The following is a 22401-nucleotide window of genomic DNA, read 5'->3' on the forward strand; positions in this document are numbered from 1 at the left end:
AAATGAGTATAAATCCGTATAAATTTGTTACTACTAGTTATTTTTAATTTCTGAAATTTTGAGATTTTTATTTACAAATTTAGATTTTTTTGTTACATAGTTTTGAGTTGAATTGTATTATCAATATTTCATACAAAAAGCGCTTCCTGCTTTTTCACTTTATATAAATATTTCTCTGAATAACTATAAATCAATTGCATGATGTATTGATTACTTGCATATCGTGTAACGTGTTCTTTTAATTCCGTTATTTCATTGATAGTGATGTCGGAACTCAAATAGCCCATTCCATAAAAGTGACCGTTTTCAACATAGACAATACTCTTTTCCTCTTGGGTTCTTCCTTTATCAATTATGGCAAAACTTTCTCTTTTTGAAACTAGATGGTTAAGTGCCTTTTCTATTTGTTCATTATGAGAATCCAAATCTGGTAAAATTTCTAATTCATTTTTATTGGCTTGAGGTAGTTCTGGAATTCCGAAGTTGCAAAAGCGGTGGTCAATAGTAAATTGGTCTTTTAGTTGCATTAATACATTTATGGCAGTATGCAAACTATTGAACGATTCAATGCACGATTGTCCTTTGCTGAGCTTGCCAACGGCCAAATAGCGGTAACCACTTCGAGCTTCGTATTCGTAAAGTCCGTAGTTGAACTCAAATCGTTTTAAGGCTCTGTTGTAAGTAGGCCAAAGCTTTTTTATTTCGGTGCATTCGAGTAGTAATGCTATTAGTTCGGTGGCGCAAACTTCAAATGAAATTCCGTGAATGTCTCTTAGAAAATTTTGTCGTTGCGAATTGATGTTGTGTCCGCTAAAATGCGAGGCAACTCTCTTTTTTATGTTTACTGCCTTGCCAACGTAGATTACTTTTTTGTATTGATCATAAAAATAATAGACGCCTGTTTTTTCGGGTAAAGCATCAAAGTCGGTAGGAGGTAAGTGTGGTGGCAAACGCTGGTCGGTTGCCGTTTTTTTGATCATTGTTTCGATAACCTTAGCGTCGTCCCATTCCAACAATCTACTGAATAAAATGGCTGTTGCATTGGCATCACCGCCAGCACGGTGCGCGTTTTCTAACGGAATGTCTAAAGAATTACATAATCTACCCAAACTGTAAGAAGGTAATCCTGGTTTGATTTTTCTGGCAGCACGAACGGTACACAACTTTCTTGCGGTCCATTTGAACCCAGCCAATTCTAGTTCGTTTCTAATAAACGAGTAATCAAAATTTACGTTGTGTGCTACAAAAACGCGGTCTTTTAGTAATTCCAAAACTTTATCGGAAATTAAATCGAAGATGGGAGCAGTGCTAACCATTTCGTTAGTAATTCCAGTGAGGGCAAAAATAGCAGGTGGAATTTCTTTCTGTGGATTGACTAAGGTTTCCCAACGTTCTACTATCTTTTTTCCGTCATGAATGATGATTGCAATTTCTGTAATGCGACTGCCACTGGCATTTCCTCCAGTGGTTTCGATATCTACTATTGCGTATTCTTGTTTCTTCATTGCTTGTCTAACGTTACTCTCTTTATTATAGTATGATTTTGAACTCTAATTCATTCTTAGTCTAGGCAAATTAATCTCATGTTCTTGCGGATAAGGTTGGCGTTGTGTACTACTAACATCTTCTTTCAAATTTTGCTGCGTTTTAAATTCTCTATCCGTAGAATTGGAATACCTTGGATCGGCAATAAAAGGCATTTTAGCCATTTTGGTAATGGTTATCGTAGGAAAATGAAAATCTACTTCCACCTGACCTAATAACAAATAGCATCCGCCACCTTGAAACGGATATTTTTTTAAACAATCAGCAAAATGCGCTGTATCGAAAAAAGCACCTTCTGCATCAATCCAAGTACCAAAATACATTGTACCCATTTTTGTAGGTACTTGCTTTCTTGAAATTAAATAAGCCAACATCCGAATGGTTTTTTTGTGATACTTTAATAAATCTTTTGCCAAAACATCGCCTCTGAATTTGGTTTGAAGCAAATCAAAAGGCGAACACGACACTGGAAATCCGAGTAATTCAATTTCATCAAAGGCATCTTCATAATCGGAACGTTGCAAAACGGGTAAAGTATATTCTTTAATCGGTTGTTGCAGTAACGTCCAACTTCTATCTTCGGGTTTGAAATTGACCATGATCAATCGAGCCTTTACCAATAATTGATTTTTGGATTGTTCTGTAAATCGGAACGCACCAATAAAGATAAGGGTTTGAATACTTTCAATACCAATAGGAACCCGATTTATAAAATCTTCTAAGGACAAATAAGTTCCATTGGTTTCGCGTTCTTTTACAATAAATTGGGCAATTCTAGATTCTAATCCTTCCAAATGCATGAAACCCAAATAGATTTCAATTCCATACAAAGTAGTTTCAAAATTGCTGTTGTTAACACACGGATTATTGATATTTCCACCTGACATTTTAGCTTCGTGGATATAGACTTCGGTGCGATAAAATCCGCCTTGATTATTGATTACGGCTACCATAAATTCGACAGGATAATACACCTTCAAATACAAACTCTGATAACTCTCTACAGCATACGAAGCCGAGTGTGCTTTACAAAAGGAATAGCCTGCAAAAGATTCAATTTGTCTATAAATTTCGGCACTCAATTTCTCGGGATGACCTTTGGCTTTACAACTTTCGAAAAAATGATCTTTTACTTTTTGCAAAGCTGCTTTCGAACGACCTTTTCCACTCATTGCACGGCGTAAAATATCGCCATCGGCTGCAGGCAAACCACCATAATGCAAGGCTATTTTTATCACATCTTCTTGATACACCATAATGCCGTAGGTTTCGCCCAATTGCTCTTTAAAAACATCATGGAAATATTCAAATTTGTCAGGATTATTGTGTCTGAAAATATATTCTTTCATCATGCCCGATTGTGCTACACCAGGACGAATAATGGACGAAGCAGCAACCAAAGTGATGTAATCATTGCATTTCAATCGTCTTAATAATCCACGCATGGCAGGACTTTCAATGTAGAAACAACCAATGGTTTTTCCGATGCTCAAATAACTATTGGCTAAGGCTTCATTTTTGGAAATGGAAGAATCTCTAATGTTGACTTTTATACCTCGATTTTTTTCAATGAGTTTCACGGTATCATCAATGTGACCGATGCCACGCTGACTTAAAATATCAAATTTTTCAAATCCGATATCTTCTGCTACATGCATGTCAAACAGTACAATTGGAAATCCTTTTGGAGGCATTTCTAACACCGAAAAGTTAGTAATAGGTTCTTCAGAAATTATAATGCCGCAGGAATGCATACTTCGTTGGTTGGGGTATTTTTCGAGTAGCATTCCGTATTCTTGAACCAGTTTTACAATTTTATTGCCATCATGCAAACTCATCGGATTCTTTGCTAAAACATCCAATTCCTCTTTTGGTAATCCGAATACTTTGCCTACTTCCCGAAATATCGAACGGTATTTGAATTCAACGTTGGTTCCACAAAAAGCTACATGTTCGGCTCCATATCGGTTAAAAATATATTCTAGAATAGTATCGCGTTCTTTCCATGACCAATCAATATCAAAATCGGGTGGGCTTTTTCGGTTGACATTTAAGAATCGTTCGAAATATAAATCGAGTTCGATGGGACAAATGTCGGTTATACCAAGACAATAACTCACAATGCTATTGGCGCCACTTCCACGACCAATGTGCAGAAATCCACAACTGTTGCTGTACCTGATGATATCCCAAGTCATCAAAAAATAGCCACTAAATTTTAATTCGTTAATGACTTTTAATTCCTTCTCCACACGTTGTAGCGCTTGACTATTGTAATCGCCATAACGCCATTTTAAACCTTGCTTTGCCAAATTGGTCAACAGCGCGATATCACTTTCTTCGCTATTGGTGTAGAATTTTTTATTTCTTGGAGTTTCAAATTCAAATTCGACGTTGCATTTATCGATGACTTTTAAAGTGTTTTCAATAATTTCTGGGTAATCGCTAAACTTTTTTAATAGTTCTTTTTCTGGAATCATTACTTCTGATGTACTGCAATAATCACTTTCGGTTAATTTTGAAAGTAGGATATTGTTGTCAATGGCACGTAGAATTTTATGCAAATTAAATTCCTTTTTAGTTCTAAAAGTCACTGGTTGTAGCATGACCATTTTGGAAATATTAGCTTTTAATTGCGCATCATACAGCTTGATTAATTGCTCCGAAGTTATGCCGATGAATTCATTTTCAGATAGTGTTTCGGGAATGTTATCTATCGGATAAATACAAATTACATTTTCAAAATTGGGTGCTTTTAGTGGAAGAAATGTTTGCTCAAAATTGTGTTTGGTTCGAAACCGATTCATTTCGCCAACACCTTTAAAGTCTGTAGCTAATCCGATGTATTTCAGTTGGTTATTGTCTCTGAATTCAATTCCTACTAAAGGTTTAATATTTACATTTTTGCACTCCTTTATAAACTCATAAATTCCTGTAACCGTATTAATATCAGTTAATGCCATAGCCGAAATATTCAATTCCACGGCTTGTGCAATTAAATCCTCTAACGGAATGGTTCCGTAGCGAAGGCTGTGATAAGAATGGCAGTTGAGGTACATTTATAAATTGTTTTTAAGGATGGTATCGGCTCTTCCGACAGCATCAAATCCGAAGCGTTTTTTCATTTTGTCTAAGGCTTCATACAAGGAAAGCATTTCGACGGTATCTTCAAATAAATCAATTTGATACGTGCCTCGAACTAATCCTTTAAATGAAATACCAATCATTCTCAGACGCATTCTTCTGTCGTATAATTTATCAAATAATTCAATCACAGATTTTATTAAAACATGATCAGCTGAAGTATAAGAAACTCCAACTTGTTTAGTTTGCGTATCGAAATTGGCATATTTAATTTTAACTACAACCGTTGATGTTAACCATTGTTCTGATCGCAATTGAAAAGCTAACTTCTCAACCATACCAATAAGAATCGATTTCATTACCGGAATATCAATGGTATCTTGAATAAAGGTTTGCTCCGTAGATAGTGATTTTCGTTCCTTGTAGGGTTCAACAGGACTGTTATCGATTCCGTTGGCTTTCCTCCACAACTCCACCCCATTTTTTCCAATCATTTGTTGAAGGATTTCAGGAGGCATTTCAGATAAGGTTTGAATGTTTCTAATTCCAATTCGAGTTAATAATTGAAAAGTAACTTCACCAACCATAGGTATCTTTTGTATCGACAATGGATTTAAAAAAGGACGTACATTATTTTCCGTTATTTCTAAATTACCTCTTGGTTTGCCTTCACCAGTGGCAATTTTGCAAACCGTTTTATTTACTGAAAGTGCAAAACTTATGGGCAAGCCAACTTCTTTCATGACTTTTAGAGCCAGCTCTTCTGTCCATTTATAGCATCCATAAAACTTATCCATTCCAGTAATATCAAGATAATGTTCGTCAATACTAGCTTTCTCAACAATAGGTGCTTTTTCTTCAATAACTTGAGTAACATTAGCTGATAATTTGGAATACAAATCCATATCACCACGAATTATTTTGGCTTGCGGACATAATTTAAGTGCCATTCGAATGGGCATTGCTGAACGAACACCAAACTTCCTAGCTTCGTAAGAACATGAAGCTACAACACCACGGTCGCCACCACCAATAATTAGCGGAATTCCGTTTAACGAACTGTTTGTGAGTCGTTCACAAGACACAAAGAAGGTATCCATATCCATGTGTACAATTGCCCTAGTCATTATAATATTGTAATTAAGTTAAAAATTATTTTACAAAATTAGGATGAATACGCACAATTATTTTTATATTTGTTGTGATAAATACGCACATTAACTTATGTCATTATATTCAGAAAACATAAAATACCTTCGCATAAAGAAAGATGTATCACAACAAGTTGTTGCTGATTCTATTGGAATTCCTAGACCTAGATATGCAAAATACGAAGATGGAAAAAACTTTCCGCCACCAGAAACACTCCTAGCCTTATCAAGATACTTTTCAATGAGTATTGATTTATTACTTTCTGTGGACGTAAGAAAAATACCAATGGGAGATTTATTGAAATTGGATGACAACAGATTATTACTTCCTATAACTGTAGATGCAAACGGCAATAATTTAATTGAAGTAGTAACTCAAAAAGCCAAAGCTGGCTACTTAAATGGTTATTCTGACCCTGAATATATTGAATCATTACAACAGATTTCACTTCCTTTTCTTGGACCAGGAAAGCATAGAGGTTTCCCAGTAGAAGGCGATTCCATGCCACCACACGAAGATGGTTCGATTATTATTGGTCGCTATATTGAAAAACTTGGTGATATACTAGATGGAAAAACATATATAGTAATCACTAAAGATAATGGTATCATTTATAAACGATTAAATAAGAACGGTAAAAACTCTTTGATGCTGAACTCTGATAATACTTTTTACGAACCCTATGAAGTAAAAGCATCCGATATTTTAGAGATTTGGGAATATGAATGCAACATAGGTCGTACAGACCGCAAGTCTGATTTTTCAACAGACAACTTAACTTCCTTAATGATGGAAATGCGTCAAGAGTTGCGAGAGGTTAAAGCTAAGATTAATACTTAAAATAAGAAAAATTATAAGTCCACTAGATAGTTTAGATTAAATTATTTTTTACATTTGATTTACATAGATATACCCATTGCATATTTATAAATTGCCGTCATCAAAATATTGAAAATAAGCAATTTAAAAATTAATAGCTTTAATAAGTTGTGTATACTTATAAGTTACGGGCAAGTTTAAAAAAAAACGAGACGAAAATAAATGGAAAATTCAATTCTAAATAAATTATCAAATGTTGATGTTTTATACTTTGAAGATTTTGAAGAAAAAAAACTTGAAATCAACAATTTATCATACAATACCAATTTATTAATAAAAGAGAAAATTGATAAATTTTCTGAAGAAGAAAAACTTTTAATCAAAATAAATAATTTAGACGAATTTAAAAGTCTTTTACAAAAAGAATTTAAGTCTACTGATTATGATATTAGTGGAATAATTAATTATCCACATTTATATCTTCCTTTTTATATTTCTAAATCTTTAAAGTTCAGAATTGGAAAGGAAAAGTTGAACGATGAATGTTTTCATTTGAGTACATTAAAATATGAAATTGAAAAACTCAAACCTGAATTAATCTTTTTTAATAGAAACAAAATAAAATGTACTGTAAAAATTGATGAACATTTAAGTTATAGAAAAAACATATCAAATCTTGAAATTTTAAGCGATTGTGACAAAAAAATCTACAACCATATTAAAAAAATATATTCAGACTTAATTAAAGATACAATTGAAGAAATAAAAACAAGAAGAAATACAACCTACGAAACTTGCATTAAAGAGTTAGATGAAAATAACGATTCTGAAATTGATTTGTTTGAAAATGAGTTAATTAAGATTTTAGAACAAAATCAAGAAAAAATAATTTTAAAAGATAGAAACTACGTTCAGCAATTTATTAAAATATCCTCGTATCTAAACACAAAGAAAAATAATATTCAAATGATTTTCAATTCTTTAAAAGAATTAAAAACTGATTTCCAAATTGAAGAAAGAAAAGGATTAATCAAAAATCAAATATTTACCTATGAATTATTATTATTCAATTCAATTAATATGCTAACTGCCTTAATTGATGACAATATGATTGTGTTTTTTGAAATCTATGAAAAATTTGATAAACTGAATATTTTTAACTCTAATTGGGAAAATGAAATATATAATAAACTTAATAATATTGATAAAAAGTTAGATGAAGTTATAAATTCTATTGATAAAATGGAAACTAAACTCGTACATGAAATACAAAACTTATCATATACAACTCAATCATCTTTTGACAATTTAAATATTTCTGTTAGCAAACACTTATTAGAAATAAATTCTAAACTAAATATTAACAATCTTTTAAATGGCATTCAAACCTATCAACTCTATAAAATAAATAAAAACACAAAAAATGACGAATAATTAATATCCGTTTTATTTGTTTTTTTGAAATTAAAGTTGTATATTATGTTATAAATCAACCCATTAAATATGACATACAAAACAATTCAAACATTATTTAAAAATGAATTCAATAAAACAATTAAAACTTGTTGGATAGCGGACGTTAAAAGAGAGTTAGAATTAATTACAAGAATTTCTAAAAACAGGATAAATATAAATTCTGTAAAATATCCTTGTCCAAATAAAGAAATAAGAATTTGGATAACAAAAACACTAATGGAATAAAAAAAAACTGCCATAACGGCGGTTTCAAGAAATGGCGAGGCTCTGGATTTATCAGAAATTGGAAAGGTTTTTTATTTAAAGTTTTGGTTATATTTGTAAAGGCTTGGTCTTGGTTCATCGCCACTTCTTGAAGCCGCGACACGTTATATTCTATTAAGAACGAACTCATGACAGCAATTTCAGTATTTTGCACTTTTACAAATAAGCATAATGTAGAGCATCTAAAATTTAAAAATTTAGAAAACATCTATATGATTTCTGACAGTCTTTTATCTCTATACGATGGAGAAAAATACAGAGATTACCAAAATCAACAAAAAATATTTCATGATGATAATTCATCAGTAGTAATGGGCATTGCCGGAATGTATAATATTGGAAAAAAGATCGTGCGGAGAAGTTTAGATGATTGTGCAGTTAATCATGCAGTTTTGAACGCCACGAGTTTGGCCAACAAAATTGACGAAATCTATAAAATTGTACAGATTAACACCTCAAAATTCAATCAAAATAATTTTACTTACAATACAACAATTGTTTGCAACACCTCATTTGAAAATGTTTTCGGTTCACTAAAATTTTTTATCAGCGCAGGAACTAAAACTGTACAAAAAGTAGATTGTGATATAATGGAAAAAATTGCCGTTACTACCGATGGAATGGACGGTAAACCTTTTGAAAAATTTATAATTGACAACATAGAAAGTTTAGGTTCACACCTTAGTCCAGCTACAAAACATTTCACACTTTTTCTTATGTATCTTAACTCCAATGAGCCAAATTGCAGTGCACCACCATGTCAAGGAATAGTATTAAATAAATCGGGACAAATAAAAGAGTTAAGTATAAAACACGATGACGAAAAGTTCTATAAAAGAGGTAAAATACATCAAGACAGAGCAATTTTAAAATATGAAATTGATTATCGAGATTCAAAATTTAATTTTTTATCTGCATCAAAGATCTAACTTAAAGGCATATAACACTTGCTAAAACTTATGGCTAGTTTTTCGGTAAATTGTTCGTTTACTTTTCATAACTTCGCTTGGTCGCTTATGAAAAAAAAGATTTCCATAAGCCGCCACAAGCTCTAGCAAAGAAACGTTAGCAGTAAGCATATAAAAAAAACCAACACTAAACAATGGACGAAATTGACTTCTACTCTGAAACTTCGGATTTTAAAAAGATTATCTTAGAAAGCAAACTTGGGAATAGAGGAAAATGTATTTCAATTATGAGCGGTATGTGTGGTGAAATTTTTGTATTTGATCAAGGTCAAAATACATTTCCTCGTTACTCCTGCGTTAAAGTACCGAAACCTTTAGGAGTTGTAACTTATGAAGAAATTGCAAATCGTTTTATTAGAGAATTAGAACTACAACTATCCTTTTATCACAGTACTTTTGTTAATTGGGCGTTTGATTTCAATACAATAGAGAATGTTCCATCTGCTTCATTTAGATATTGGAACGGTGATTTGGGGAGATTTATCTTAGAAAATGAACTTAGCAATATCACCAAGTTATCTTTTACTCTCTATATCTGTGCAGGATTAAAGCATTGCTATGAAAGAGGTTTGATTGCCCATCAAGACTTAAAACCTGCAAATATATTAGTAAAAGATAATTATAAAAATTTTACTAATCTACCAAAACTAGATATATATCACTTTGCAGTTATTGCTGATTTCGGTTTAGCGAACGCTTCCATTGACTATAATGTTTTTGATGGTTCACGCCCTTATATGGCTCCTGAACAATGGAAAAGAGAACCATTAAGCAATGCGGCAGATGTATTTGCTTTAGGTGTTATATTTTATGAATTGATAACCAATGGATATCATCCGATTGGAATATTACTCAACGATCATTGGCCTGAACCAAAACATGGAAATAGTAAAAAATATACAAGAAGAGAGTCATGGGAAAATTGGATTAATAATGGTGCAATTATCAATCCTTGTCCAATTATTATTGAACCTAATGTAATATCTTTTATTGCGAAAATGCTATCTGTAAACTCTTCAGATAGACCGAGCATAGAAGAAATAATGGACTTTTTGCTAGAACTTATCAAATCCGAAAGCGAACAAAGTTTTATACAAATAAAATTTCTTTTAACTCATTTTGAAGAACAATCCACGAAAACTCCTATTGAAGATTCGTGGCCATACGTATCTGCAAAGTTTAATGAACTAAAACATAATTTTAAAAATAGTTAGTAATGCCAGCTACTAAAATAGAACTGTGCTTAAAAACAAACTTTTATTGATTACAAAAATTTTTAAGCCAAAAATTAAACATTCCTCTCTTCCTAAAATAGATTAACAATTGCAGGAAATAACAGAAAATCAACACCTAAACTTTTTGAAAACCAATAATATTAGGTTGATAATTCGGAAATGCAAAATCTAAAGGTTGGTTTTTGGAATCTAGCCACGCTTTTTCATCGGTGTTTTTTATGACGATAGGCATTCTTTGGTCGTCATCGGCTTCTTTTCGATTGTGTATGTACTTCATCATTTGATTGGCTTCTGTAGTTACAATACTGTAGGTATTCCAAATCTGACCTGCTTTATCCTGCCAACTGTTGTAAATTCCTGCAAGAAAAAACACTTCATCAATTTGAGAATTTATCTGATACTTAGTTTTTGATTTCCCAGATGGATCGTTCCAATGCCAATCATAATAAGCTGTGACTAAAACTAAACAACGGTTGTTTATTGAAGGAGCAAAAGATGGTTTATCTTCCAGTGTTTCAACTCTGGCATTGAGCGTACTTCTTCTAAAATCTTTATCTCTATTTGTTGGAAGCAAACCCCAAGTGTAATTGGTGGTTATGATATCGGGTTTACTATCTAATAGGATTGGTAAATTTGGATGGCTAAAACCATTTATAAAATCGGATGGGAAAACATTTTCATGGTCATCGATATTGCGACCCAAATAATCGGTTAATTCTCCAGCTGTCTTTCCTTGTTGAGTATAATAGCACATACTTTTTTTTAGTAAAAATAATGAAAAGTGTACCGTTTTTTCAAATAAAGTTACTTTAATCAATTGCAACTTAATCTTAAAACTACTTTTATAATTATTTGATTGAATAACTATAAAGTTATGCAACTAATAAAAAAGGGTTATAATTATTTGTTTAAATAACTATAATTTGTCTTTCTCCTTTTCTTCATTCATCCTTTGGATAATAATAAAAACTATTACCGAAACACCAATTAAAAGTACGGTTGTAACCAAAATAGTGTTGCCACTTTTCAACTCCAAATTTTGCTTCTGTAGCGCTTCAAAATTTAGTTTAGCTGGAACTTGTGCTAATTTACTTAAATCTTCCATCGCTGTTATTTATTATTGTTACGTTTTGATCATTAAATATGTAAATGAATTTGTAAATACCGTATCTAACAATCTTATCAATTATTACCGCATTTGTTGCTAATCTAAAGTCAATTCCTTTTCCTAATAAAAATTCTTTATGAAAGGTTTTTTCCTTTTCATCACCCATTAATTGCTTCAAAATTTTACGATTTAAATGCAGCGGCTTATCAATGTCAGCTGTTTCTTTTCTTTCTTCATTTGCTTTTCGATTATTGAATTTAACTCGGTTCTCTGATGATGCAAATCGTTGCGATATCTTTTTTGGCACGAATTCCTCTCCAGTTAATGGATCTTTTCTTTTTTCTGGCTCCATGATTACACTTGATTTGAGGTTAAAATTTTATCAATTGATTTTATTTCATACAAAAAAATATCGCCTAATTTAGTGTAAGGCAATATTCCTGTTTCACGATATTTTATTATGGTATTGTTAGAGAGTCCAAAGATTGTTTTTAAATCTTGGTTTCTGTAGTATTGTTTGCGTTCCGATTTGCCAGGAACTTGATTTTTAATTGATGAATCAATATTTTCAAGTCTGGCATAAATTGGTTCTAGAAGCTTTTTGATGCTTCCAACAGTAGGGATTACGATTTCTTCATTTGAATTCATGGGGCTTTAATTTTGGGATTAAATATCAAAATTATATACAAACCACTAAGAAGTCAAATAAATTAAGGGAATCGCTAGGGAATCTTAATTAGCGCTCTTTTTGTCGTTAATTTCTGAAATTAATTTTTCAAGAAATGCATTACGATTATCTTTAATTTCAAAATGGTTCATAGCAAATTCTTTGTTCAAAGACTTAATTTCTTTTTGATTTCCATCGGAGCCTTTATATGAGAAATTCTTTTCAAAGAATTTTTGAATCAAAATCTTATTATTTGCAGCATCAGAGGAATCAAAATACACGACTCCATCCATCATTAAGATATTAATAAACTTAGCAAATGTTTTTTTGTTAATGTTTAACTTGCATTTATTCTCATTCATGTAAGATTCTATTTCTTCTTCCGTAATTGTATCTTCATCTTTGACCTCTTCATTTTTGACCTCTTCATTTTTGACAAAATTAATATATTCATAGTTGAAATATATATATTCAATATAGTTAAGAAAATCATATATAATATCTTGATAGCAAACAATTGCATACATTAATTTAGTTCTTTCAAATTGAATTTTAGTTGTTTTAGAACTGTCAAAATTCTTTTTTAAAAAATGGTGATAGTATAAAATATCTTCATCTAATTGCGCAAAATCATCCTCTTTGTATTTTTCAATATATGTTTGTTTTAAAAAATAATCATAATCAAATTCCTCGACAGGAGGTAAGAGCAATTCGTTATCGGTAGTTCTAATCAAAGTATTTGTTTTTTCAAAAAATGAAAAGTCACTATAATCTTCATTATAAAATTTCGCCATAGCGTTTCTTATTTTATCACGTATAATTGATAAATAAGATTTATTTTCTAAACCATTATTAAGATGGTTTATTAGGAGCTTTTTTATTGTAATGATCTTATCCTTATAAAAAGAATCATTGGGTTGTGATACCCAATTTTCTTGAAATAAATATTGTTCGTGTTTTTTGTGGAATTTGACATTAAGTGTCAAAAAATCCTCTAATGCATCTTCAAATTCTTTTTTATATAGTTTCATGATATACTGTTTTTATTTTTTTATAAAAATAATATATTAAAATCTCAATGTCAAGTTTTTAATTTTTGCATTAGTTTACTCATGTCATCCATTACGCTAGAATCTAATACTTTAGCGTAATGCTGTGTTTGTTTTATGTTAGTATGTCCCATCATTGCTGAAACATTTTCAATTTTTATACCATTACCAAGAGTAACCGTTGTAGCAAAAGTGTGCCTTGCAACGTACCAGGTTAATTTTTTTTCAATACCGCACAAGTCAGCAATCTCTTTCAGATAGGCATTCATTTTTTGATTGGATATTTTTGGAATTAATCCTGCTTCTGAGTCTTTGTATTTATCAATAATTCTTTGAGTAGGAGGTAAGACAGGAACATTGGCTCTAATACCTGTTTTTGCTCTGTCGGTTTTAATCCAAAATAAACCGTTGTTATCTTGAATTAAATTTGCAGATGTAAGGTTACAAGCATCAACTGGTGCATATCCAGTGTAACAACTAAATAGAAACATGTTTTTTACTTTTTCTAAACGTTCTACTTGAAAGATTTTATTTTCAATACTATTTAATTCTTCTAGGGTTAAAAATGTGGCATCTTTAATTTTTAGTTTACCATTATAAGTATTGAATGGATTTTTATCAATTAAATTCATTTTTATACCGTAATAGCAGATTGTTTTAAAGTTTTTGAAATACTTTACCACAGAATTATTTTTAATACCTACAATGCCTTTAAATTCACTTTCATATTTCAAATAGGTTTCTAAATTGTAGATAAACGCACTATTAATTTTATCTACTTCGATGTTATTGGCATTATAAGTTTTTTTAATGAAGTTTTTAATTAAATCTGCCGAGCGATTGTATTTTTGAAGTGATGCTGCTGATCGTTCTCCACTTGCAACTTTTTTAGCAAAATCGATGTTGTGTTTTTCAAAGATATCTAAAAGTAATACTTCCTTGGGTTGTTCGTGAACACCTAAAATTTCATTTTTTAACAAAGCCAATGAAATATCATCTGATACATTAATTAGACTATTGTATTTCTTTTCAATGTTTAGTTCAAATAATTCAAGACTTTTTTTGATTACTTTTTCTTTTTCAAGTTTAGTAACATTCCTTAGTTTGTTGGTAAATTTCCATCGTTCAACAGCAATTGATTTTCCGGTGCTCATTGTGATGGTTTCCTTACCTAGGGTAATCCTAGCGTAAATAGGGCTTTCGCCACATAAATTGGTTTTCTCTGATTTGATGTAAAAAATGATTTTTAGCATTGCTTTTTAGTTTTAAATTAACGTTCACAAAGTGACTATAAAAAACGTTATAAGCATTGAAAACAAAGGGAATCGTTAGGGAATTCTCCTAATTTAGTGCACCTATAATTTTCTAATTTCATAGGTGCACTGATAGGTGCACTAACATTTGACTTAATATGTGTGTTTTGACACACAGGCTAAAATCAAAAAACCCTCTAAACACTGATGTTTAAAGGGTTTTGAAATTTTAAGTTTCTTTTGAAACTTCTTTCAGCGGAGAAAGAGGGATTTGACTACCTATTTCAACGTATTCTATAACAGCTCGTTACAATTGAATTTTTATTTGGGTAACCGATTTTACCCCCTTTTTAATCGTAAATAATTCATTTCATTTGTGAGTTGTAAATATACTCATTTGCAATGATATAACAAATAAAAGTTTGAGAAACATTACTAAAAATTGAACAAGTTATTCAAGTATTTGATTGTGTATATCTTGATTAAAATCTATCTGAAGTATTTTCCAATTTTAACCAAAAATCAAGTGAGTTACTTGTTCATATTTTATGCCACTATATGTACAGAACTCTTCAATCGTAAGAAACTCATTTTCGAGCTTGTTGAGGTCTTTTTTTATCTTTTGCATTAATCTAGTACTTTGACGATAACTCTTGCCTGTTATTCGTTGTATGTCCTTTGGATAGATGCATACCCTCTGATTATTCAATTTCATACTTTATCTATACCTTTGATATAGCTATGCTATACTTCTGACGTGCAGAAAATCTTTTGCAATTTAGCTATAATTTTTCATACTTATTTATTGTGTTTTTATGTTCATTTAGGACACTTGTGTCGATTTTGGACATATGGTACACTTGTTACTTTTTCTTTAGTTAAATGCTTTGTAAACTTTGTTTTAATCATTCGAAACATTGTTGCAACTGATTGAAAGAATGAAAGAGATTTTAGATGAATGTTTAACAAAATTTTGAAGTTATGGCTAGACAGAAAGGCATAATTAAATTGAAAGGTACTATCGGAGATATTACCTTTTACAAAACGCAAGATGGGCACTTAGCAAGAGAAAAAGGCGGAATTGACGCTAATAGAATCGCGAGTGATCCTGCGTTTCAGAGAACTCGTGAGAATGGTTCCGAGTTTGGTAGAGCTGGAAAAGCCGGAAAGGTTTTAAGAACAGCTTTGAGAGCTTTGCTTTTGAATTCTGCCGATGGTAGAATGGTGAGCCGTTTGACACAAGCTATGGTGAAGGTTATCCAAGCGGATATGGTTAGCGTTAGAGGTTTGCGAAATGTAATTGATGGTGAAGTCGATTTGCTTGTTGGCTTTGAATTCAATATTCGTGGTAAGTTAGGAACAAGTTTGTTTGCTCCTTTTGTTGCAAATATTGACAGAGTTGCAGGTGAAATTACCGTTGATTTAGCTTCGTTTATTCCTGCTAACATGATTGCTGCACCAAGTGGGACAACTCATTTTAAAATCATTTCGGCTGGAGCTGAAATTGATTTTGAAGCTGAGACTTTTATCGAAACTCATTCTGAAACTGCTATTTTACCTTGGAATTCAGTTGCTACAGCAGCTATAAGCCAAGTAAATGCAGTTACGCCAGCAAGCACAAAACCTTTGTTTTTGGCTTTAGGTGTTGAGTTTTATCAAGAGGTTAATGGTCAAATGTATCCATTGAAAAATGGAGCTTTTAATCCATTGTCTGTGGTGAAAGTTGATGGTGGTGTGTAGTGATTTTAGTACTCACTAGAACTTATTTCCCTGATGGAACTAATGGTAAACTCGAATGCGAAGGCAAATTGATTAGTAATACTATTGAATTGCCATGGAAGATGAACGAAACGAAGGTTTCCTGCATTCCGGAAGGGAAATATTTTATTAAAAAACGATACAGCAGAAAGTTTCAATGGCATTTGGAAGTGATTGATGTAAAAGATAGAAGCTTGATTCTATTTCATCCTGCTAATAATGCTTTGAAAGAATTGAATGGATGTATTGCGCCAGTAACGAAGATTAGTGGACCAGGATTAGGTTTAAAATCTCGACTAGCATTTTCCAAGTTAAAAGACTTGGTTTATCGTGCTTTGGATAGCACAGAAACAGTTTTATTAATTATTAAATCTTAATTATCATGAAAAATTTGAATAGCGCTTTTGCACCAAAAGTAATTTTAAAAGGCATCTCAATGTTGATGCTTGTTTGTTTGGCGACATTAGGAGTTGCCTATTTTGTATCTAATCCAATTGGAGGAGGTACTTCACAAATGCCAACGATAACAACTACAAATTTTAAAGTGGTTGATGATATCGGTGGTAAATCTCAAGAACCGTCATTGTATAAAGCTGTTGATGATATTGGAGGAAACAGACCCGTTGGAGAGTTTGCTTTCTGTTTGAATTCAAATAAGGATATCGGAGGAAAATCGACAACTGGCGAATTGAATAATGTTTTCAAGTTTGAAATTGTTGGAAATAGACCTTTTGGTGAAATTGCTTTTTACCTAAATGAGGTATCTGACATTGGAGGTAGAAGTTCTGATGGTGGATTACTAAATCTTACTTTGATTGATTTGCCCATTGGAGGAGTAAAAGTGCCTTCAGGAGAATTTAAACTATCCACCTAATTATGAAAAAAGTAATTGGACGTCTAACGGCACCCACACCAAAGTTTTTTAAAGTGCTTCGGAATATTGGTTTGGTGTTAGCTACAGTAGGAGGAACATTGGTAACTGCTCCAGTAAGTTTACCTATAATTGTGACCACAATTGGAGGGTATGTAGCAGTAGCAGGAGGTGTTATTTCTGCAGTTAGTCAACTGACCACAACTGATAAATAAAATAATGCCATCAAATAATCCTACTTTAATAGGAACTGTTGGAGGCACTTTTTTAAGTATTGTACCGAATCTTGAGTCGGAAGACATTGTAAAAACTATTATTTTAGCTGCTGTTGGGGCAATAGTAAGTTTTACGATTTCGTTACTGCTTAAAAGCCTAAATAAGAAGCACAAAAAATAAGTTTAGCCCTAGTTGTGGAGACCTTTGGGTTAAACAAAATGAAAGCCAAGTCGAAAGACCTGGCTTTTTTGATTTTAAACTTCTCCGAATTGATTAAGTACTACCTCAACAACTACAACTTTGTAATTATACCAGTACAAATCGTTGTATTTTGCATAATCTAATGCTTTTGTTCTACTATCAAAAGCACCAAAGAAAACTCTTGATGCTTTTGACTTCCAACAATCAGTTTGGAATAATAAAAATACACTCATATTAATTGATTTTAAGGATTAAAAATTAGTTTATCGATTACTATAGCGATGCACAATAACTCTTCGCATATCGTTGATTAAATTGATGTTTTCATGAAATTGTTTTTCTTTTAACTCTAATAATTTTAAAGCAGCAACATGTTTAACATGAGCTTCATATTCTTCCATTAGTACTTTTGTTTTAGGAAAGAATTCTTTTTTAAAATCAGGAAGGCGTAAAAACGAAATAACAGAGCCAACCAAATGTTGGTGCCAAAATTTAGTTTTCCATAAGCTGTAGGCAATCCAATAGATATTTTCGGAATCTTCATTGTTGTCAAAGATTACTACAAAACTATTTGCGTAAGGTTCATTTTGAGGCTTTCCGCTGTTCATTCCTTTATTTAAAATGAAAAAGCAAGGTTTGCTATAAGTGGTTCCTCTCTTGTGTGTTTTAACGATAAAATTCATCATGGCTTTGGATTTAAAAGATTAACATTTCTTCTATTTCCTGTTGAGTTTCTTATGAATGTAGGTGTGCCTCGCTCCGCTCCGCCCATTAAATTATTTCAAAAGAAAAAAAAAGAAAAAAAAGAAAGCCATTCGTCTAGTGGAGGGTTTCAAAAAAGCAAGTTTTTTTAAAAAAATACTACCTGATACATCATCGGAAATCGAGGTTTCAAAATCAAAGTGGAATGTTTTGCGAAACGATATAGGTGGAGATTTTTTTTAAAACCCGTAGGGCTTGAACTTGCTTTTTTGTAAACCAGGAACTTACTTTTGCTCTCTTTTTTTTATTTTTTATTTTGAATATCCAAACCAAATGTTGTTGTTTAATCGGATTAAATCTGAAGGAATGAGAGTTGAAGTGGAAGATGGTCGTCTTAGGAAAGGGTGTGAAATTTTGAGGGACGGATGAAAAATCCAAATCAAATAATGAAAATGCTTTTCATCTGGCACTGAAATTTTACACTCTTTCTCTTACTTTTTGATTTTTGAGGATGCCTGAACGTAATTATGAATGGAGAATTATGAATTATAAATGAGGTTGTTCTGAAAATGGGAAGCATCTTCAAAAAACAATGCATTAACTTACCTAGTGGATTGGCAGTAGCTCAGGGCAAGGGTATTATTTTTTATTTGCTTAATGGGATGCTTCTGATTGCTTTTATGGATAGCTGATACCAAATAGTTGTTTAAAAGTTTAAGGTTTAAAAGTTTAAAATTGTTGGTTTCGAAGATGTATGGTATCAGCTATCGTGAAAGCAATTTCTTCTTTGCGTTGTGGCAAATAAAAATGATACTCTTGCTGGCTCTTTTGGTTTTGTGGGTTCTAAAAATGGCTTTAACCATCGGCAAAACACTAAATATCTAAGCCATTTTTTGAACTTACGAAAGCAATGAAAACACTACCGATTTAACCACAAAGCTGATAAAACAGTTAACGTGAACGTTTTTAAAAGCAATGATAACCGTATAGTTTCCTAAGAAATGGCGAACGTTGTTAAAGACAGTGGCGAAGGGTGGTGTTTTTTGTAGCTGGGTGATGCGATTGGAGCTGCAAAAAATGTTGCCCTGGAGCCACTGGCAAGCGCGTTGGGTGTGGCGGCTTTTTTACATAATGTTATTATAGTGCATCCGTGATTTTCATTAGGAGTAGGGTAGTTCTTTATGCACTATAATGCCACATTATGTAAAGAAGCTTTGGGAAAAAAAATTACTGGCATGAGTTGCGAAGCGTACGTGTTATTGTACCAATAACCATGACAGTAATTTTTTTTTGAGCGTTGGGAAGGAGTGGCAACTGAAAGCCAAAAACGACAATTTACCGCTAAACGAAAAAGTACGTTCTCGTTAATCTAAACTAAGGATTTCGCTTTATTATTTTTTCAGATGGTCTTCTAACTGGAGAAACATAATTATTCTTTTTTAGCCAATCGAAATATAATTCTAGTTCTGAACTACCGAGATTAATAACATATTCAATTCCAAAAATTACGATTACGAAATACATAACTTGGCACTCAAGATATAAAAATTCGATTTCATGTAGTATTTCATATGGTTCAGGATGATAAATATGATCTGTAAACCTATCTTCTTCATCGTAAATTCTTCTTTGACTATATTTCCAAAATTTACCACTACCATAACGGGCATAATTTCTTAATTGATCTAATTCCTTTTTGTTTATTATTTCCTCTAACCAAAAATCATCTTTTATATAGGTGGCTAAAAATTCTAGTGCACACTTAGCTAAAAATCGCGATATTATTAAATCATCTTTTTCGGGTTCATCATTCATTTGAATAATAAAACTGCCTTTCCCTTTTGATAGAACTTTAGATAAAACTTCTTCATTTTCAAAGACAACAAAATTTCTTCCATCCTCAAAGCCGAATTGTACTTTATCCATATTTCTTCCAAAAACAAAACCATCTCCCAATGGTATATTGTTTTTTTTACTTTCAACGATATTTCTGCTTCTAGCATTTCTAAAGTATGGTTTTTCCAGTAAAGGTTTCTCTAATTTTATAGCAAAGTATTGATTGCATTTATCACATACAATGCCTTTTGGTAAAATATGTTCCTTATTTCCCAAGCTTTCGGGTATGATATGTTCCACACTTATGGAATTAGTTGAATTTTCTTTACAAAAAAGACATATCATAATTAAAATAAATCTAAGCTATATTGAGTTTCAATTTTAGGTTGAAAAGTTCCAATAATCATAAATGGATTGTGCGAAGTGTAGTGAAATAAAGCAGATGTTCCTAAATAGAAATGCAAGTCTTTTGTTTTTGCAAAATCTTCAAAATACTTATTTTTAACATCTTGAATAGCTTTAGCTTCATTACCTTCGTGTTTGGCTAAGCACTTCCAAAATAATTGACCTGTTTCCCAATCTTCTATCATCATATTGCTTAGTTTACCATTTTCATCTTCAAATTTAAATTTAAAAGTATAAGGCAATTTGTTTACAACCTCAAAAGGATTTTCTGGATGTTCGTATTCGAACATATTTGTTTGATCTCTATTTGCTTTTAATTGGTCAATCTTTTTCTTATTCCATTCTCTTTCGGCTGGTTCAGCATAAAAGTCAAGAATTTTTGTTGGTTTGAACACAGCTAATGAAGTTCTGATTTCTTTATTTTTGGCTTCTTCAATCAATTTAGCCATATTGGTGTAAACATTTTTTAGGACTATTTGTTTACGTTCTGACCAAGACCTGTCTTTACCTGTATCTAAATGACCTAAAATAGCTATTTCACTATCAATAGAATAAGGTCTGTAACTCTCAAAACGAAAGTCACTTTCATTTTTAACCAAATCTATTTCTATCCAATCATATTTACTGTATTGTTCCTCGTATGATTTTTTTCTAAAAGGAATAGGATATATTCTAATCCAAGAGCCATCTTCTCGAAATCCTGCTGTGCAAACTAATTCATCATATTTGCCGGAAATAGTAGGATAGGTTTTAACGGTAATTAGTACTCTTGTTTTAGCCATATTTAGATATGTTTTACTTCATATTCAAATATAGGATTTTTTGCAATAGCTTCTGCTAATGGTTTTCTGTGGCATTGACAAATATCTGCTTCAAAACAGGTTAGAGCTATTCTTTTGTATTTTGCAAGTAGTTCAATTATTTTAGCTTGATAATTATCTGTTTCTTTTAGTGTTGTTTTTTTATACACTTCAAATAGTGCATCATAATCTTGTTGCGTATTTAATTCTTGGCGTTGGTCTGAATTGATACCAACTTCTGGTATATGTATGTATTCAATGCCTAAACTTTCGCAATATTTTTTTAACAAACTTTTACTAAAACCAAACTTCATACTCAAAGAGTTCTTTCTAACATCAACTAAAAGTTTGACATCATTACTAACTAGTTTATTTAAGTATTTTTCCAATGAAACTCCTTCGTAGCCTATTGTAAATAGTATCGTTTCATTACCTTCTTTTTTTGAACTAATTACTTTTTCAAGTTGTTTTTCGTCTAAGACTTTATCAGCAATTGTACTATTAATGGCATAATATGGAAAATTAATATAGGTATGCTTAATAAGACTATTACTATTCATATTCCCATATAGTTGCACTACTTCAGTAATTATTTTCTTGTCTTCAACTTTCAACGACTTTACAAAATCATCCTGATTATTTTTGATAAAATAGTTTTCGTTTTCTAATAAACTACCATTTTTTACCATTGTCTTTAAATCGGCTTTTGCAGAGAAGGAATAACAACCAAATTTATAAGGTATAAACTCATATTCTGGGTTTTTCTTTTTTTGACTGTATAAAAACAACAATTTTTGGATGCGAATTTTTTCTAATTCTCCACCCAACATTTGTATTAAAGCTAATATAATTTTTCTTCTATAAAACATTTTGCAAATGTATATAAATCAAATTTTGTATTAAATGAAAAAGAATTAATATTCTTATTACTAAAGAAAAAATTAGCGAAATGAAGCAAACAAAGAACTGGCTTTAGGAATACTTGGACTAAA

General features: G+C 31.6%; 24 protein-coding genes. 10 read left to right on the top strand and 14 right to left on the bottom strand.

What is annotated here, in order from left to right; translation table 11 throughout:
* Nucleotides 1-128: 128 nt before the first annotated feature.
* Genes ACYU7A_RS10560 through dinB form a run of 3 tightly spaced genes read right to left on the bottom strand, consistent with a single transcriptional unit; the run spans nucleotide 129 to nucleotide 5756 of the window.
* Nucleotides 129-1505, bottom strand: a complete 1377-nt coding sequence (locus tag ACYU7A_RS10560) for an exonuclease domain-containing protein (protein ID WP_460576402.1) — start codon at nucleotides 1503-1505, stop codon at nucleotides 129-131.
* Between the two features lie 45 nt (nucleotides 1506-1550).
* A complete protein-coding gene (locus ACYU7A_RS10565; RefSeq protein ID WP_460576404.1) occupies nucleotides 1551-4604 on the bottom strand; it encodes a DNA polymerase III subunit alpha in 3054 nt (1017 codons plus the stop codon).
* Nucleotides 4605-5756: a DNA polymerase IV gene (dinB, locus tag ACYU7A_RS10570; protein WP_460576406.1), complete on the bottom strand. Its 1152-nt coding sequence runs from the start codon at nucleotides 5754-5756 to the stop codon at nucleotides 4605-4607.
* A gap of 97 nt (nucleotides 5757-5853) precedes the next feature.
* Here dinB and ACYU7A_RS10575 point away from each other — a divergent pair, with 97 nt between their 5' ends.
* The 5 genes from ACYU7A_RS10575 (at nucleotide 5854) to ACYU7A_RS10595 (ending at nucleotide 10522) form a co-directional block, all read left to right on the top strand.
* Complete coding sequence (locus tag ACYU7A_RS10575) at nucleotides 5854-6621, top strand: XRE family transcriptional regulator (RefSeq protein ID WP_460576408.1); 768 nt, start codon at nucleotides 5854-5856, stop codon at nucleotides 6619-6621.
* 201 nt (nucleotides 6622-6822) lie between these two features.
* Entirely contained in the window at nucleotides 6823-8034 is a 1212-nt protein-coding gene (locus ACYU7A_RS10580; RefSeq protein WP_460576410.1) for a hypothetical protein, read from the top strand.
* 69 nt (nucleotides 8035-8103) lie between these two features.
* A complete protein-coding gene (locus ACYU7A_RS10585; protein WP_460576412.1) occupies nucleotides 8104-8301 on the top strand; it encodes a hypothetical protein in 198 nt (65 codons plus the stop codon).
* A gap of 167 nt (nucleotides 8302-8468) precedes the next feature.
* Nucleotides 8469-9269 carry a hypothetical protein gene (locus tag ACYU7A_RS10590; RefSeq protein WP_460576414.1) on the top strand — a complete coding sequence of 267 codons (801 nt, stop codon included), beginning with the start codon at nucleotides 8469-8471 and terminating at the stop codon, nucleotides 9267-9269.
* Nucleotides 9270-9442: 173 nt separating this feature from the next.
* Nucleotides 9443-10522: a protein kinase domain-containing protein gene (locus ACYU7A_RS10595; RefSeq protein WP_460576416.1), complete on the top strand. Its 1080-nt coding sequence runs from the start codon at nucleotides 9443-9445 to the stop codon at nucleotides 10520-10522.
* Between the two features lie 136 nt (nucleotides 10523-10658).
* Here the strand turns inward: ACYU7A_RS10595 and ACYU7A_RS10600 are convergent, their stop codons facing one another.
* From ACYU7A_RS10600 to ACYU7A_RS10625, 6 genes are all read right to left on the bottom strand, one after another.
* Nucleotides 10659-11297: an SOS response-associated peptidase gene (locus ACYU7A_RS10600; protein WP_460576418.1), complete on the bottom strand. Its 639-nt coding sequence runs from the start codon at nucleotides 11295-11297 to the stop codon at nucleotides 10659-10661.
* A 162-nt stretch (nucleotides 11298-11459) separates the two neighbouring features.
* The gene (locus tag ACYU7A_RS10605; RefSeq protein WP_460576420.1) at nucleotides 11460-11648 is read right to left on the bottom strand and encodes a hypothetical protein; all 189 of its coding nucleotides are present in this window, start codon (nucleotides 11646-11648) and stop codon (nucleotides 11460-11462) included.
* Nucleotides 11632-12003, bottom strand: a complete 372-nt coding sequence (locus ACYU7A_RS10610) for a hypothetical protein (protein ID WP_460576422.1) — start codon at nucleotides 12001-12003, stop codon at nucleotides 11632-11634. The genes ACYU7A_RS10605 and ACYU7A_RS10610 overlap by 17 nt, the downstream gene beginning before the upstream one ends.
* A gap of 2 nt (nucleotides 12004-12005) precedes the next feature.
* Complete coding sequence (locus ACYU7A_RS10615; protein ID WP_460576424.1) at nucleotides 12006-12299, bottom strand: helix-turn-helix domain-containing protein; 294 nt, start codon at nucleotides 12297-12299, stop codon at nucleotides 12006-12008.
* Nucleotides 12300-12383: 84 nt separating this feature from the next.
* Complete coding sequence (locus ACYU7A_RS10620; protein WP_460576426.1) at nucleotides 12384-13349, bottom strand: hypothetical protein; 966 nt, start codon at nucleotides 13347-13349, stop codon at nucleotides 12384-12386.
* Between the two features lie 50 nt (nucleotides 13350-13399).
* Entirely contained in the window at nucleotides 13400-14620 is a 1221-nt protein-coding gene (locus ACYU7A_RS10625; protein ID WP_460576428.1) for a tyrosine-type recombinase/integrase, read from the bottom strand.
* Between the two features lie 981 nt (nucleotides 14621-15601).
* On the opposite strand from ACYU7A_RS10625, the gene ACYU7A_RS10630 reads away from it, so the two are divergent.
* The 5 genes from ACYU7A_RS10630 to ACYU7A_RS10650 are packed head-to-tail and all read left to right on the top strand — an operon-like array spanning nucleotide 15602 to nucleotide 17645.
* Nucleotides 15602-16360 (top strand): hypothetical protein, encoded by a 759-nt coding sequence (locus tag ACYU7A_RS10630; RefSeq protein ID WP_460576429.1) that lies wholly within the window; start codon nucleotides 15602-15604, stop codon nucleotides 16358-16360.
* Nucleotides 16360-16755 (top strand): DUF5675 family protein, encoded by a 396-nt coding sequence (locus ACYU7A_RS10635; RefSeq protein WP_460576431.1) that lies wholly within the window; start codon nucleotides 16360-16362, stop codon nucleotides 16753-16755. Before ACYU7A_RS10630 ends, ACYU7A_RS10635 begins: the two co-directional genes overlap by 1 nt.
* Nucleotides 16756-16760: 5 nt before the next feature.
* Complete coding sequence (locus tag ACYU7A_RS10640; RefSeq protein ID WP_460576433.1) at nucleotides 16761-17252, top strand: hypothetical protein; 492 nt, start codon at nucleotides 16761-16763, stop codon at nucleotides 17250-17252.
* A gap of 2 nt (nucleotides 17253-17254) precedes the next feature.
* Nucleotides 17255-17464 carry a hypothetical protein gene (locus tag ACYU7A_RS10645; protein WP_460576435.1) on the top strand — a complete coding sequence of 70 codons (210 nt, stop codon included), beginning with the start codon at nucleotides 17255-17257 and terminating at the stop codon, nucleotides 17462-17464.
* A gap of 4 nt (nucleotides 17465-17468) precedes the next feature.
* The gene (locus tag ACYU7A_RS10650) at nucleotides 17469-17645 is read left to right on the top strand and encodes a hypothetical protein (RefSeq protein ID WP_460576437.1); all 177 of its coding nucleotides are present in this window, start codon (nucleotides 17469-17471) and stop codon (nucleotides 17643-17645) included.
* A gap of 74 nt (nucleotides 17646-17719) precedes the next feature.
* Here ACYU7A_RS10650 and ACYU7A_RS10655 read toward each other — a convergent pair whose 3' ends face one another.
* The 5 genes from ACYU7A_RS10655 to ACYU7A_RS10675 all read right to left on the bottom strand — a co-directional run bounded on the left by ACYU7A_RS10655 (nucleotide 17720) and on the right by ACYU7A_RS10675 (nucleotide 22278).
* Nucleotides 17720-17899: a hypothetical protein gene (locus tag ACYU7A_RS10655; protein ID WP_460576439.1), complete on the bottom strand. Its 180-nt coding sequence runs from the start codon at nucleotides 17897-17899 to the stop codon at nucleotides 17720-17722.
* A gap of 30 nt (nucleotides 17900-17929) precedes the next feature.
* On the bottom strand, nucleotides 17930-18352 hold the full coding sequence (locus tag ACYU7A_RS10660) for a DUF6943 family protein (protein ID WP_460576441.1): 423 nt from the start codon (nucleotides 18350-18352) through the stop codon (nucleotides 17930-17932).
* A 1390-nt stretch (nucleotides 18353-19742) separates the two neighbouring features.
* Nucleotides 19743-20549 carry an HNH endonuclease gene (locus tag ACYU7A_RS10665; RefSeq protein ID WP_460576443.1) on the bottom strand — a complete coding sequence of 269 codons (807 nt, stop codon included), beginning with the start codon at nucleotides 20547-20549 and terminating at the stop codon, nucleotides 19743-19745.
* 2 nt (nucleotides 20550-20551) lie between these two features.
* Nucleotides 20552-21391: a hypothetical protein gene (locus ACYU7A_RS10670; RefSeq protein ID WP_460576445.1), complete on the bottom strand. Its 840-nt coding sequence runs from the start codon at nucleotides 21389-21391 to the stop codon at nucleotides 20552-20554.
* Between the two features lie 2 nt (nucleotides 21392-21393).
* Entirely contained in the window at nucleotides 21394-22278 is an 885-nt protein-coding gene (locus ACYU7A_RS10675) for a DUF488 domain-containing protein (protein WP_460576447.1), read from the bottom strand.
* Nucleotides 22279-22401 lie beyond the last annotated feature (123 nt).

The sequence above is a fragment of the Flavobacterium koreense genome, assembly GCF_054776075.1.

Excerpts from the sequence above, each read along its gene's own strand:
- ACYU7A_RS10560 (WP_460576402.1), bottom strand. The coding sequence starts at position 1,505 with ATGAAGAAACAAGAATACGCAATAGTAGATATCGAAACCACTGGAGGA.
- ACYU7A_RS10565 (WP_460576404.1), bottom strand. The coding sequence starts at position 4,604 with ATGTACCTCAACTGCCATTCTTATCACAGCCTTCGCTACGGAACCATT.
- dinB (WP_460576406.1), bottom strand. The coding sequence starts at position 5,756 with ATGACTAGGGCAATTGTACACATGGATATGGATACCTTCTTTGTGTCT.
- ACYU7A_RS10575 (WP_460576408.1), top strand. The coding sequence starts at position 5,854 with ATGTCATTATATTCAGAAAACATAAAATACCTTCGCATAAAGAAAGAT.
- ACYU7A_RS10580 (WP_460576410.1), top strand. The coding sequence starts at position 6,823 with ATGGAAAATTCAATTCTAAATAAATTATCAAATGTTGATGTTTTATAC.
- ACYU7A_RS10585 (WP_460576412.1), top strand. The coding sequence starts at position 8,104 with ATGACATACAAAACAATTCAAACATTATTTAAAAATGAATTCAATAAA.
- ACYU7A_RS10590 (WP_460576414.1), top strand. The coding sequence starts at position 8,469 with ATGACAGCAATTTCAGTATTTTGCACTTTTACAAATAAGCATAATGTA.
- ACYU7A_RS10595 (WP_460576416.1), top strand. The coding sequence starts at position 9,443 with ATGGACGAAATTGACTTCTACTCTGAAACTTCGGATTTTAAAAAGATT.
- ACYU7A_RS10600 (WP_460576418.1), bottom strand. The coding sequence starts at position 11,297 with ATGTGCTATTATACTCAACAAGGAAAGACAGCTGGAGAATTAACCGAT.
- ACYU7A_RS10605 (WP_460576420.1), bottom strand. The coding sequence starts at position 11,648 with ATGGAAGATTTAAGTAAATTAGCACAAGTTCCAGCTAAACTAAATTTT.
- ACYU7A_RS10610 (WP_460576422.1), bottom strand. The coding sequence starts at position 12,003 with ATGGAGCCAGAAAAAAGAAAAGATCCATTAACTGGAGAGGAATTCGTG.
- ACYU7A_RS10615 (WP_460576424.1), bottom strand. The coding sequence starts at position 12,299 with ATGAATTCAAATGAAGAAATCGTAATCCCTACTGTTGGAAGCATCAAA.
- ACYU7A_RS10620 (WP_460576426.1), bottom strand. The coding sequence starts at position 13,349 with ATGAAACTATATAAAAAAGAATTTGAAGATGCATTAGAGGATTTTTTG.
- ACYU7A_RS10625 (WP_460576428.1), bottom strand. The coding sequence starts at position 14,620 with ATGCTAAAAATCATTTTTTACATCAAATCAGAGAAAACCAATTTATGT.
- ACYU7A_RS10630 (WP_460576429.1), top strand. The coding sequence starts at position 15,602 with ATGGCTAGACAGAAAGGCATAATTAAATTGAAAGGTACTATCGGAGAT.
- ACYU7A_RS10640 (WP_460576433.1), top strand. The coding sequence starts at position 16,761 with ATGAAAAATTTGAATAGCGCTTTTGCACCAAAAGTAATTTTAAAAGGC.
- ACYU7A_RS10645 (WP_460576435.1), top strand. The coding sequence starts at position 17,255 with ATGAAAAAAGTAATTGGACGTCTAACGGCACCCACACCAAAGTTTTTT.
- ACYU7A_RS10650 (WP_460576437.1), top strand. The coding sequence starts at position 17,469 with ATGCCATCAAATAATCCTACTTTAATAGGAACTGTTGGAGGCACTTTT.
- ACYU7A_RS10655 (WP_460576439.1), bottom strand. The coding sequence starts at position 17,899 with ATGAGTGTATTTTTATTATTCCAAACTGATTGTTGGAAGTCAAAAGCA.
- ACYU7A_RS10660 (WP_460576441.1), bottom strand. The coding sequence starts at position 18,352 with ATGATGAATTTTATCGTTAAAACACACAAGAGAGGAACCACTTATAGC.
- ACYU7A_RS10665 (WP_460576443.1), bottom strand. The coding sequence starts at position 20,549 with ATGATATGTCTTTTTTGTAAAGAAAATTCAACTAATTCCATAAGTGTG.
- ACYU7A_RS10670 (WP_460576445.1), bottom strand. The coding sequence starts at position 21,391 with ATGGCTAAAACAAGAGTACTAATTACCGTTAAAACCTATCCTACTATT.
- ACYU7A_RS10675 (WP_460576447.1), bottom strand. The coding sequence starts at position 22,278 with ATGTTTTATAGAAGAAAAATTATATTAGCTTTAATACAAATGTTGGGT.